Source organism: Gordonia sp. 852002-51296_SCH5728562-b, from assembly GCF_001665475.1.
In the GTDB taxonomy this organism is placed as follows: domain Bacteria; phylum Actinomycetota; class Actinomycetes; order Mycobacteriales; family Mycobacteriaceae; genus Gordonia; species Gordonia sputi.
In genome coordinates this window covers 1-11,985 of record NZ_LZMI01000027.1, presented here as the reverse complement: position 1 = coordinate 11,985, position 11,985 = coordinate 1, and the positions used below count along the sequence as shown (strand labels likewise).

Annotated in this window: 10 protein-coding genes; 6 read left to right on the top strand and 4 right to left on the bottom strand. The window is 65.3% G+C overall.

The features are described from left to right. On the top strand, positions 1-906 hold a 906-nt coding region (locus A5766_RS05675), incomplete at its 5' end, for a glycoside hydrolase family 3 N-terminal domain-containing protein (protein WP_197501353.1). A gap of 155 nt (positions 907-1,061) precedes the next feature. After that, on the top strand, positions 1,062-1,691 hold the full coding sequence (locus tag A5766_RS05670; protein ID WP_005205433.1) for a TetR/AcrR family transcriptional regulator: 630 nt from the start codon (positions 1,062-1,064) through the stop codon (positions 1,689-1,691). 126 nt (positions 1,692-1,817) lie between these two features. Here the strand turns inward: A5766_RS05670 and A5766_RS05665 are convergent, their stop codons facing one another. Both A5766_RS05665 and A5766_RS05660 read right to left on the bottom strand, forming a co-directional pair. After that, complete coding sequence (locus A5766_RS05665; protein WP_005205431.1) at positions 1,818-2,720, bottom strand: MaoC family dehydratase; 903 nt, start codon at positions 2,718-2,720, stop codon at positions 1,818-1,820. Beyond that, entirely contained in the window at positions 2,720-4,084 is a 1,365-nt protein-coding gene (locus tag A5766_RS05660) for a 3-oxoacyl-ACP reductase (protein WP_005205430.1), read from the bottom strand. The genes A5766_RS05665 and A5766_RS05660 overlap by 1 nt, the downstream gene beginning before the upstream one ends. Positions 4,085-4,245: 161 nt before the next feature. Here A5766_RS05660 and A5766_RS05655 point away from each other — a divergent pair, with 161 nt between their 5' ends. Further along, positions 4,246-5,541, top strand: a complete 1,296-nt coding sequence (locus tag A5766_RS05655; RefSeq protein ID WP_005205427.1) for an acetyl-CoA C-acetyltransferase — start codon at positions 4,246-4,248, stop codon at positions 5,539-5,541. A gap of 244 nt (positions 5,542-5,785) precedes the next feature. Next, positions 5,786-7,489 carry a VanW family protein gene (locus A5766_RS05650; protein ID WP_005205425.1) on the top strand — a complete coding sequence of 568 codons (1,704 nt, stop codon included), beginning with the start codon at positions 5,786-5,788 and terminating at the stop codon, positions 7,487-7,489. Positions 7,490-7,561: 72 nt separating this feature from the next. On the opposite strand, the gene A5766_RS05645 is transcribed toward A5766_RS05650, so the two are convergent. Then, a complete protein-coding gene (locus tag A5766_RS05645) occupies positions 7,562-8,038 on the bottom strand; it encodes a hypothetical protein (RefSeq protein ID WP_005205423.1) in 477 nt (158 codons plus the stop codon). A 103-nt stretch (positions 8,039-8,141) separates the two neighbouring features. Between A5766_RS05645 and A5766_RS05640 the strand changes: the two genes are divergently transcribed. After that, positions 8,142-8,711 carry a TetR/AcrR family transcriptional regulator gene (locus tag A5766_RS05640; protein ID WP_064903796.1) on the top strand — a complete coding sequence of 190 codons (570 nt, stop codon included), beginning with the start codon at positions 8,142-8,144 and terminating at the stop codon, positions 8,709-8,711. Positions 8,712-8,915: 204 nt separating this feature from the next. After that, positions 8,916-9,692: an SDR family NAD(P)-dependent oxidoreductase gene (locus A5766_RS05635; RefSeq protein WP_005205420.1), complete on the top strand. Its 777-nt coding sequence runs from the start codon at positions 8,916-8,918 to the stop codon at positions 9,690-9,692. A gap of 291 nt (positions 9,693-9,983) precedes the next feature. On the opposite strand, the gene A5766_RS05630 is transcribed toward A5766_RS05635, so the two are convergent. Continuing rightward, on the bottom strand, positions 9,984-11,627 hold the full coding sequence (locus tag A5766_RS05630) for a hypothetical protein (protein WP_231894560.1): 1,644 nt from the start codon (positions 11,625-11,627) through the stop codon (positions 9,984-9,986). Positions 11,628-11,985 lie beyond the last annotated feature (358 nt).

Below are 11,985 nucleotides of genomic sequence, written 5' to 3'. Positions count from 1 at the left end.
CCGCCGATCGACGCCGCAAGGGTGCGCACCTGGGCGGGAGTCTTGGTCTGGGCCAGCTCGCGCGCCGACGGACTGTCGATACCGAGCGACGACAGTCGCGACACGCGGCCACCCTCCTGGTCGACGGTCACCATCAGCGGGAAGGGCTGCGAACGTGACAGTCCGTCGGCGCGCGAGCTGGCCCAGACCAAGACTCCCGCCCAGGTGCGCACCCTTGCGGCGTCGATCGGCGGTCAGCTCAAGCGGCTCGGTATCACGGTCGACTTCGCGCCCGACGCCGATGTGAGCGACGAGAGCGCCGACGAGGTGATCGGCGATCGTTCGTTCAGCAACGATCCGCAGGTCGTCACCCAGTACGCGGGCGCGTTTGCCGCGGGGCTCGAGGACGCGGGCATCATGCCCGTCTACAAGCACTTCCCCGGCCATGGACACGGCTCGGGCGACTCGCACACCGGGGTGGTGCGCACACCGCCGCTGTCGTCGCTCATCACCAGCGACCTCGTGCCGTACAAGACGCTGCTGCGCAACCCCGGCAACGCGGGTGTGATGGTCGGACACCTGATCGTGCCGGGACTGACCGGTCCGGAGACGCCCGCGAGTATCAGTCCCCGTGCGATGACCATGCTGCGCACGGGCAAGCCCTACGGGGGTCCTGCGTTCAACGGAGTCGTGTTCTCCGACGACCTGTCGGGCATGGCCGCCATCAGCCAGCGCTATCCGATCGAGCAGGCCGCGCTGATGTCCATCAAGGCCGGCGGCGACATCGCGCTGTGGATCACCACCGACCGCGTCTCGTCGGTGCTCGACTCGATGCAGAGCGCCGTGACCGCCGGTACGCTCACGCAGGCTCGCGTCGACCGATCCGTCGTGCGGATTCTGCGCGCCAAGGGCGTGCTGCACTGCTGAGGTAGTGAGGGCTGCCGGGTGTTGCGGATTCGCAATCAGGAATGAGACAGAGCACATGTCGCAGGCGGTGCCGGTTGTGCCGCCGGGAAACTTACTCACTGGTAAAGTTGTTGGGTAACCCACATGTAGGCAGCGCCGCACGGAGGAGATGAGCGATGGCAGGCGGAACCAAGCGTCTCCCGCGCGCGGTTCGCGAGCAACAGATGCTCGACGCCGCGGTGAAAGTGTTCTCGGAGAACGGGTTCCGCGAGACGTCGATGGACTCGATTGCGGCAGAGGCGCAAATCAGCAAGCCGATGCTCTACCTGTACTACGGCTCCAAGGACGAACTCTTCAGTGCGTGCATCGCGCGTGAGTCCGGACGGTTCATCGACGCGATGGCGATCGGTTTCGATCCCACTCTGCGACAGCGCGATCAGGCCCGAACCGTGGTCCGCGAGTTCTTGGGATACGTCGACCAGCACCGCCAGTCGTGGAAGGTGCTCTACCGCGTCGCCGTCGGCACGGCCAACTTTGCGCAGATCGTCCGCGACAGCCGCGACCGCGTCACCGACATGGTCGCCGAACTGATTCGACGCGGCACCACGGTCGAGGGTGCGAGCGACGTCGACTTCGAACTGACCGCTGTTGCGCTCGTCGGGGCGGGAGAGGCTGTCGCAGATCGTATTTCGGAGGGCGATGTCGATATCGACACTGCCACGGACCTTTTGGTCGGCATCACCTGGCGCGGACTGAAGGGCGTCGGCCGGGGCGGTGGCGTCGGCGACGAGGGCGCCACGACGTAGCGACCGCACGTCTCACGCCGGTCGAACTTCTCAACCAGTCCTCGACCCGCGTCTCAACACAGAACTGCCGCCTCCCCGATACCCCGGAGAAGCGGCAGTTCTGATGTGGCTACCTGTTCGCGATGATCACGCCCCTCGCGTGGTGGCGGTCAGGTGCGGATATCCCTTGCGCCGGTTGAGGATCGCGATGTCGAAACTGCCGGACGATTTCCCGCCGACCCCGTCGATGCGTCGAACATAGAGGTTGACCTTCGCCGGGAGCAGGATCGGCTTGCCCCACTTCACGGCGTAGGTGACGTGGTCGGGCAGCTGCGGCTCGACGTTTGCGATTGCCGCTGCGGCACTCCACATTCCATGAGCGATGGCCTTGGGGAATCCGAACGCCTTGGCGCTCAGATCGCTCATGTGGATCGGGTTACGGTCGCCCGACGCCGCGGCGTACTCGCGAATGCGGCCGAGATCAACCGACAGGATCGCGTTCGGCGGTGGCGGAGCCTGCTCACGCGGCGCGGGGCCGCGCGGTTCGTCTGACAGGCTGGTGCGCTGCTGCGAGAGGAACGTTGCCACCTGGCGCGTGACCGGCTCGGTGCCGACGCTGAACTCCGACACCATGTCGACGAGGATGCCCTTGCGGTGTTCGCGCAGATTCTCGGCATGCGTCTCAATGGTCAGCGGCTCGTCGACGCCGATCGGACGGAACCGTTCGACGGTGTTCTCCAGATGCACCGAACCGACTGCGCCGAAAGGGAAGTCGCCGTCGGTCATGATCTTCATCGCGAGCGGGAACTGCAGCACGAACGGGTACGTGATCGGCAGCACCGGACCGAACTGCTGGCCGGTCGCGAGCGTGTACGCGTGCAGGCGGTCGGGGTCGACACGCACGTTCTCGAGGCGATATCGCCTGTCCGGCAGCGGGGTATCGGGACGCACCGACCCCGACTTGCCGATCACCGGCAGCATGGCGGTGACGGCCTTCGAATACACGTCGAGCGTGCTCGGAGGGCCGTCGAGTGTGATCGTCTTGCTCATCAGGCCCCCAGGAATCCCTGGCCGCAGACGCGAACCACGTTGCCGGTGATGGCGTTGCTCGCCGGGTTGGCGAAGTAGGCGACGGTCTCCGCGACGTCGACGGTCTGGCCGCCCTGCTGCAGCGAGCTCATCAGACGGCCGGCCTCACGGGTGGCGAGCGGAATCGCAGCGGTCATCTTGGTCTCGATGAAGCCCGGCGCCACTGCGTTGATGGTGATGCCCTTCTTCTTGAGGAGCGGCGAGTAGGCGTCGACGAGGCCGATCACGCCTGCCTTCGACGCGCCGTAGTTGGTCTGGCCGCGGTTGCCGGCAATGCCCGCGATGGAGCTGACGTCGACGACCGCACCGCCGGAGCGCAGCGCGTCCTTCTCGATGAGTGCGTTGACAAGTGATTGCGGCGCAACGAGATTGACCGAGATCACGGAGTTCCAGCGGCCCTCGTCCATGTTGGCGAGCAGCTTGTCGCGCGTGATTCCGGCGTTGTTGACGATGATGTCGATGCCGCCGTGACGCTCGAGTGCGTGCTCGGCGAGCTTGCTGCCCGCGTCGGGTGCGCTCACGTCGAGCGGGAATGCGGTGCCGTTGACCTTGTTCGCGGTCTCGGCGAGTGCTTCACCGGCGGCGGGGATGTCGGCGCAGATGACGTGGGCGCCGTCGCGTGCCAGCACCTCGGCGATGGTCGCGCCGATACCGCGCGCGGCGCCGGTGACAACCGCGACCTTGCCGTCGAGCGGCTTGTCCCAGTTCGACGGTGCGACCGAATCGTCGGCGTCGACGCGGATCACCTGGGCGTCGACGAATGCCGACTTGGCCGAGAGCACGAAGCGCAGCGTCGACTCGAGTCCCGTGACACCGGTCTTGGCGTCGGGGGAGACGTAGACGAGCTGAACGGTCGAACCCTTCAGCAGCTCCTTGCCGAGCGACCGCGTGAAGCCCTCGAGGGCGCGCTGGGCGACGTGCTCGTCGGGGTCGTCGATGAGCTCGGGAGTGGTGCCGAGCACGACGAATCGCGCGCAGGCCGCCGTCGAGCGCATGACCGGCTGGAAGAACTCGTACAGCGCGCTGAGGTCGGCTGCCTTCTTGATGCCCGTTGCATCGAAGACCAGGCCGCCGTACTTGTCGGCGCTGCGACCCGTGGTCGCGTTGTGGATCAGGGTGTAGTCAGGAGTGGAGAGGATCTCGCGGACCGGCTCGACGAGTCGGCCGTCGCCGCCGAGCAGCACCGGGCCCGGAAGCGGCGGCTCCGACGGCTTGTACCGACGCAGTTTCGGGGGCACCGGGAGTCCTGCCTGCTTGGCAATGAACGATCCGGGGCCGGAATGGACAAAACTCGAATACAGACCGGCGGTTCCGTTGGAAGCCACGTGAATCTCCTCTGATCGTGATGTGCGGCTCATGTGCAGGTGAATCGATGAGTCGGTTGTCGGGTTGTCGACGGACCCGGGGTCCGCAGCAGTTCGACAACTAACTTACTCTGGAGTAAGAATACGCTATAAGTGTCAACCCTCATCCCTGGGAGATCCAAGTGGCTTACACACCCAAGACTCGCGACGAGCGTCCGGTCGCGATCCTCGGCGGCAACCGCATTCCGTTCGCACGCCAGGACAAGGCATACGCCAAGGTCGGCAACCAAGACATGTTCACCGCGGCCCTCGATGGCCTGGTCAGCCGCTTCAACCTCCAGGGCGAGCGCCTCGGCATGGTCGCGGGCGGTGCGGTCCTCAAGCACTCGCGTGATTTCAATCTCATCCGCGAATGTGTGCTCGGATCGCCGCTCTCGCCGTACACCCCGGCCTTCGACATCCAGCAGGCGTGCGGCACCGGCCTGCAGGCGATCACGGCTGTCGCGGACGGCATCGCGCGCGGTCGCTACGACGTCGCGGTCGGTGGCGGCGTCGACACCACGTCCGATGCGCCGATCGGTGTCTCCGAAGATCTGCGGCTGTCGCTGCTCGAGGTCAACCGTGCGCGCTCGCCCAAGGACCAGGTGCTCGGGCTGCTGAAGGCGCTGCCCAATCTGGGTATCGAGATCCCCAAGAACGGCGAGCCGCGCACCGGCATGTCGATGGGCGAGCACGCGGCCATCACGGCCAAGGAATTCGGCATCAAGCGCGCCGACCAGGACGCGCTGGCCGCAGCGAGCCACCAGAAGATGGCCGCCGCATACGACGCGGGCTTCTTCGACGACCTGATCACCCCCTACCAGGGCCTGATCCGCGACCAGAACCTGCGCGGCGACTCGACCGTCGAGAAGCTCGCCAAGCTCAAGCCGGTCTTCGGTGTCTCGCTCGGCGACGCCACGATGACCGCAGGCAACTCGACGCCGCTCACCGACGGTGCGTCGACCGTGCTGCTGTCGTCCGACGAGTGGGCACAGGAGAAGGGCCTGCCGGTGCTGGCCTACTTCGTCGACTCCGAGACCGCGGCCGTCGACTACGTCAACGGACCCGACGGACTGCTCATGGCTCCCACCTACGCGATCCCGCGTCTGCTCAAGCGCAACGGCCTGACGCTGCAGGACTTCGACTTCTACGAGATCCACGAGGCGTTCGCGTCGGTCGTGCTCGCGACGCTGCAGGCGTTCGAGAGCGAGGAGTACTGCAAGGAGCGCCTCGGACTCGACTCCGCGCTCGGCTCGATCGACCGCAGCAAGCTCAACGTCAACGGCTCCTCGTTGGCGGCAGGCCATCCGTTCGCGGCGACCGGTGGTCGGATCGTGGCCCAGGCTGCCAAGCAGATCAAGGCCAACGGTGGCGGGCGCGCGCTCATCTCGATCTGTGCCGCGGGCGGCCAGGGCGTCACCGCGATCATCGAGGGCTGAGCCTCCCTACCGAGCCTCCCTACAAAACCACCCTTCCTGTCAGTTCGGTCAAAGGTTTTTCAACGGGCTGTAACGAATCGGGAAGCAGGGTAGATATACGTGTTAGCTCCGGTTGAGCTGTCAGACCCCCGACCCGACAGCTCAACCGGAGCGCCTGCTTTTCCCAGGTCAGATGCGCTCACTCGCGGAGCTCGACCTGATGGAGCGAGCGGAGCCCACGTCGCCCGCGTCTGAAATGTCCTGTATGACTGACAAAGTGTTCACCGCCTCCGCACGTCGTCGACGTGTCGGTGCGCGACTGATCACCGGTGTGGTGCTTCTCACATCTCTGGTTCTGGCCGTCGATCTGGTCATCACGAGTTCGCACTCGGCGCGCGGCGCGACCACAGCGGGCCTCGACGTCGGAAACCTCTCACGCACGCAGTTGACCCCCGCGCTCGCGCAGCTGCAGAAGCGGGCTGTGCGGCCCGTCACGATCAGGACCCCATCGGGAACCGCGGTGGTGGCACCGCACGAACTCGGACTGACCTTCGACGCCGACGCGACCGCCGAGCGTCTGATGCGGCAACCGCGCAGTCTTTTCGACCGCGTGGCGTCGCTGTTAGGACGTAGCCAGGACGTCGAACCGGTCGTCCACGTCGATCGCGCACGCGTGAACTCGACGCTCGATGCGCGCAAGGCCGACCTGGAGAAGGCCGCTGTCGAGGGTGGCGTCCGTTATCGCGGTGCCACGCCGGTCGCCGAGATGCCAAGCAAGGGTCTGCGCGTCGTGCGTGAGCGTGCTGCCGCTGAACTGGCCGATCACTGGCTTGACGACGCCGGCCCGATCGACCTCCCCATGGAGCCGTTCTCGCCGACGGTATCGGCGGAGACGGTGCGTCGGACGGTCGACGGTCCGGCCACCCGCGCGACGTCGGCATCGCTGGCCGTCACCGGAACCGACGGCGCGCGCACCCGGTTGAGTCCCGACGATCTCGGCTCGGTGCTGCGCTTCGAGGCCGACGGTCGCGGCGGGCTCGTCGTCCGCGCCGACGAGAAGGCGGTGTCGAAGCGTGTGGGCGCAGATCTCGGCCGTACCGAACGGGCGCCGGTCAGCGCGACGTTCCGGTTGAGCGGCGGCAGCCCACAGGTGGTGCCCGCCCGCGACGGCGCACGCATCGACTGGCGAAAGACAACACAGACCATCGTCGACGCCGCGCTCGCCGACGATCGCCCCGACGCCGTGAGTGCCACCTACCAGGTACGCAAGCCGAAGGTGACGACCGACAAGGCCAAGAGCCTCGGTGTGAAGGAAGTGGTCTCGGAGTTCACCACGGGCGACTTCTCGTCGGCGTCGGGCGAGAACATCAGGCTCGTGGCCGAGCAGGTCGACGGCGCCGTGGTGCTCCCGGGCGAGACGTTCTCGTTGAACTCCTATACCGGTCCACGCGGTGAGGCGCAGGGCTACGTCACGTCGACGATCATCGATCACGGCAGGCCGTCGAAGGCGGTCGGCGGTGGGATCTCGCAGTTCGCGACCACGCTGTACAACGCGTCGTACTTCGCGGGCCTCGAGGATGTCGACCACACCGAGCACAGCTACTACATCTCGCGGTACCCGGAGGCGCGTGAGGCGACGGTCTTCGAGGGCGCGATCGATCTCGTCTTCCGAAACAACACCCGCCACGGAATCCTGATCGAGACCGGATGGACGCCCTCGAGTGTGACCGTGCGCATGTGGAGCACCAAGACGGTCGACGTCGAGTCGATCACCGGCGACCGCTACGCCTACACCTCACCCTCGGTCGTCGAGTTGCCTCGCGGCGACGAATGCTTGGCCGACAACGGGATTCGCGGCTTCACGACGTCGAACACTCGGGTCATCTCCGACGCCGCCACCGGCGCCGAGATCAGCAGGCACACACGCACCGTGAAGTACGACCCCGAGCCGATCGTCCGCTGCGTCTGACCGTCGACCGTGCGCTCGGGACTGTCGACTGTGCGCTCGGGACTGTCGACTGGGTATCTCGCGCCGGGTATTTCACGCCAGGGCAACGGCGACTACGAGTGCGACGAGTGCCGTCGTCTGCAGTGAGATGCGCGCCGGAAGCAAGGAATCCCAACGGGTTTGGAGCTCGCGAGCGTCGTCGGGCAGGGTTCCACCCAGTGCGGCGGCCTTCTGCAGGGTGTTGATCGGCTTGGCCGCCGTTGCGTAGAGGCCTAGCCACAGCACCAATGCGATGGTGGCGACGAGCGTTGCGGTCGCGGCGGCGTAGTGGGCTGTGATCAGTGAAACCACCGATGCGACAACAGCACTCACCAGTCCGGTGATGCCGGCGACGGGCAGCCGTCGGTCGCCGAAGTAGTGGCCCCAGCCTGCGACGGACGTCATCGTCGCATCGTCGAGTTTGGCAAGAACCGACTTCATGATGACGCCACCGAAAACGTCGATGCCGTAGATGATCGCGTTGGTGAGGATCGAGATCCCGATGACGATCTGGATGATTGCTGAACTCATGACCTGCTCCTGGAGTGGTGATGCCGACGACCTGTCACACAATCTAACAGCGATATGTAGCAATATCAATGAGATGTGTAGATGACGATGATAAATTGGAGTCATGGGTGTTCAGGAACGGCGTGCACGCGAGCGGGCGGCTCGACACGAGAAGGTGATCGACGCGGCGCGGACGCTCGCCGAACGCGAGGGATGGGCCGCAGTCACGACGCGGCGGCTCGCCGACGAGATCGAGTACACCCCGCCCGTTCTGTATCAGCACTTTCCTGATGGTCGCGACGGGATCGTGACTGCCGTTGCGTTACAGGGATTTTCGGACTTCACACGCGTTGCCGACGCCGCGCTTGCCAACGCCGACGAGCCGGTCGCGGCGCTGGTGGACTGCTATGTCGAGTTCGCCGAGAAGCATCCGGCCACGTATGAGGCGATGTTCGCGTTACCGGTCGGGGTCACGTTCGCCACCGACGACACCCCGGAGGTCATGCGCGATGCGTTCGCGCCGTTCCTGCGAGCGCTTGGCCCAGACGACCCCGACGTCGGTGTTCGCGCCGAGTTGCTGTGGTCTTCCCTGCACGGCATGTGCACGCTCTCGCGTCAGCACCGACTCGCTCCCGCACTGGTCTCGCAGCGACGCGACCTTCTCGTCGCCATGTTCACCGATCGGGCGTCGTGAACCGATCGGGCTCCGTGAACCGATCGGGCTCCGTGAACCAATCGGGCTCCGTGAACCAATCGGGCTCCGTGAACCAATCGGGCTCCGTGAACCAATCGGGCTCCGTGAATCGATCGGGCGTCGTGAACCCGTGACGATTCGTGCTCCCGAGCGATCGCTCGGCCCCGCTGTTATCCGCGACACAGTTCGTCGTAGGCTGGCCACGTGGATATCAACGGAGCAAGTGCAATCGTGACGGGTGGGGCGTCGGGTATCGGCGCCGCAGTGGTTCGCCAGTTGGCCGCCAAGGGCGCGAAGGTCGTCGTCGCCGACCTCAATGCCGACAAGGGTGGAGTGCTGGCCAAGGAAGTTGGCGGCGAGTTCGTCTCGGTGGACGTCACCGACACCGCCGAGATCGAGACCGCTGTCAATCAGGCGAGCGAGCTCGGCCCGCTCCGTGTGCTGGTCAACTCGGCGGGCATCGGCTGGGCGCAGCGGACCGTCGGCAAGGACGGCGAATTCTCGTCGGCACACAACCTCGACGCGTACAAGAAGGTCATCGCGATCAACTTGATCGGCACCTTCGACGCGATTCGTCTCGCGGCCACCGCGATGAGCCGCCTCGAGCCCACCGAGACCGGTGAGCGCGGTGCGATCGTCTCGATGGCCAGCGTCGCAGCATTCGACGGCCAGATCGGTCAGGCTGCCTACTCGTCGTCGAAGGGTGGCGTCGTGGGCATGACGCTCCCGGTCGCGCGCGACCTGTCGGCCGTCGGCATCCGCGTCAACACCGTGGCACCCGGCCTGATCGACACCCCGATCTACGGCTCGGGCCCCGACTCCGACGCATTCAAGGCCAACCTCGGCAAGAACGTCCTGTTCCCGAAGCGCCTCGGTGAGCCCGACGAACTCGCCTCGATGGTCGTCGAATTGGTCAGCAACTCCTACATGAACGCCGAGGTCGTCCGCGTCGACGGCGGCATCCGGATGCCACCGAAGTAGTAGACGGCAGTCGGTCGCCACAGACCACTCTCACAGGGCGAGAACTCCCACCGCACGCGTTGGCGGTGGGAGTTCTCGCGTCTCGAGCTGACGTCAGCCCTGGCCGATGCGGTGTGCGCGGACGGGAAATGTGTGTCCAATCGAAGGATGTGGGTGCTGCAGCACCCACATCCTTCGATTCAACACACATTTACGAGGGAAACTCGACGATGCGCGCTCCAAGCTCGGGATTTGTTGCCAATCAACGGAACCGGGGCATCTCGGTCAGTGTCCGGTCCAGGGTGAACAGTGTCATGCGCGACGTATTCGCCGTGGCGATGATGTTCTCCATGCGCCGTTGGGGATGAGCGAGCGAAGTGCAGCGCGCAAGCGCGGATTCGCGTCGACGCGGCTGCGGTCGTTGGCGTCGAGCACCAGCATCCCCTGATAGAGGCGCTGATACGAGGTCAATCCCTCGGGCGTCCAACCCGGCCGCGGCGTCGGAGCGAGGTAGCCGACGATGCGGGCGCACGTGCCGCCGACGCACAGGTCGTAGTCGGCGGTGTCGGTCGCGTAGTCGAAATTGCGCGTCGTCAGCGTCCATCCCGCTTTGTCGACGTGTCGATAGTTCACGTCGGCGCCGGGGACCAGCGTCAGCGAACTGGTGTCGCCCGACCGGTTGTCGAGCAGTCCGCGTGAGAGCGTGTAGTCGGTCACCGGCGCGAATGACCACGACGTGTTCGGGTCGATCGGCTTGAACCAGTAGCCGTTGCGTCCGTCGCGTCGACCCTCGACACGGAGCTCACGCTTGTCCGACGAGAAGCCGGTTTGGCGGATAGTGATTGCCGACGTGATCTCGCCCGGCACCTTCGGCTGCCGGACCCACGCGGGCGGGGGCAGCTGAAACTTGGCGTAGGCCTGCGGAAAAATACTCCGCAAGAACGGATACTGGGCAAAGAAGCCCTCGAAATTGTTTGGCGCTCCCTGCAGGTTTCCCTGATTCTCGGGCGTATACGAGAAGAAGAGTGTGTCCGCGCCGGAGATGTCGAAATCCCATAGGCGCGTGTACATGTCGCCGTAGTCGTTGATGACGAATGTCGTCGAACCCGACGACGAGAGGTTGCGAGAGACAAACCGTCCGTCGAGTGGCCCCAGCATCTCGTAGCTGTAGTCGTCGGAGAAACGTTTGTCGCTCGGTTTGAGCGGATCGGCGCCGGGAAGCCACGGGTCGAGGATGAAGATGCGGTTGCCGCCCTTGGAGAGCGTGTAGACGGTTGTCACGCCTGCACCGCCGACGGGCTGTTTGTGGCCCGCCGTATCGGTCCAGGTGGCCTCCTGGCGGAATGGGATCACCGACGTGTAGATCGGATCGAGCCACGAGAAGCTCGACGCGCGTTGGTCCGGCCGGACCCTGGTGCCGCCGGGGTTGAGCCAGATCGGAGAGCCGAATCGTGTGGTCCACCACCACAATTCAGGGGTCTCGTCGGCAGATTCCAATGTGGCGACCCGTCCGCCATACACCAGGACGACGAGTCGGCTCTCGTCCACGGAGAGGGCTGTCATCTGTCCCTGCAGGCACTGCGGTACCGGTGCGATCCGCCAATCACCTTGTGTCTTGGCCGATTTGGCGTACAGATTGCCACCGTAGAGCGCGTACTGCCAGATTGAATTGAACCCGGCCTTGTCGGTCCGTAGATGAATCCGCGGCGGGAGAGCACGTTGCACTCGGGCGTCGGCGCGGGGCATCGTGAGAAGCCCGATTCCCGGATTCGGTGCGTGCAGCGGAACGGGCCACGCGCCCGCGCGGCCGGGAAAGGTCAGCCACGTGCAACTGACAGCTTTCGGCAGCACGCCGATGGGTAGCCGTTCGTCGGCGCGCGCATTCGGTGACAATCCCACGGCCAGTGCTGCCGTGACAATAAGACCTAGCAACACGCGGTAGAGGCTTCTCGACATGAAGTGGACTCCGAGTCGCAGGAAGTGTGGAATCGTGCACCCTCGTTGTCACTATAAGCACGGGGAACCTTCCTGTCGTCGGATAGGGAGATCCCGGTAAATGTGTGCTCAATCGCTAAAAGTGGGTGCTGCAGCACCCACATCCTTCGATTCGACACACATGTGGGCTCTGTCTGCAGCAGTGCTGGGCGGCCGACCGGGAATAACCCCAGAACGCGCCCCCAGAACAAAAACCGCGGCCCCCCCACCCCAATTGGGTTGGGGGGCCGCAGTGGTCGTTTGTGACGCTCGTCGACCAACGGATCAGAAAGCCCCATAGGGAAGCGCCCAAAACGGGGTTTAGAGGTTAGAGACCCAC

Bases quoted from the DNA above. Each gene is read 5' to 3' on its own strand.
- A5766_RS05665 (WP_005205431.1), bottom strand. From the start codon at position 2,720: ATGAGCAAGACGATCACACTCGACGGCCCTCCGAGCACGCTCGACGTG.
- A5766_RS05670 (WP_005205433.1), top strand. From the start codon at position 1,062: ATGGCAGGCGGAACCAAGCGTCTCCCGCGCGCGGTTCGCGAGCAACAG.
- A5766_RS05630 (WP_231894560.1), bottom strand. From the start codon at position 11,627: ATGTCGAGAAGCCTCTACCGCGTGTTGCTAGGTCTTATTGTCACGGCA.
- A5766_RS05640 (WP_064903796.1), top strand. From the start codon at position 8,142: ATGGGTGTTCAGGAACGGCGTGCACGCGAGCGGGCGGCTCGACACGAG.
- A5766_RS05650 (WP_005205425.1), top strand. From the start codon at position 5,786: ATGACTGACAAAGTGTTCACCGCCTCCGCACGTCGTCGACGTGTCGGT.
- A5766_RS05645 (WP_005205423.1), bottom strand. From the start codon at position 8,038: ATGAGTTCAGCAATCATCCAGATCGTCATCGGGATCTCGATCCTCACC.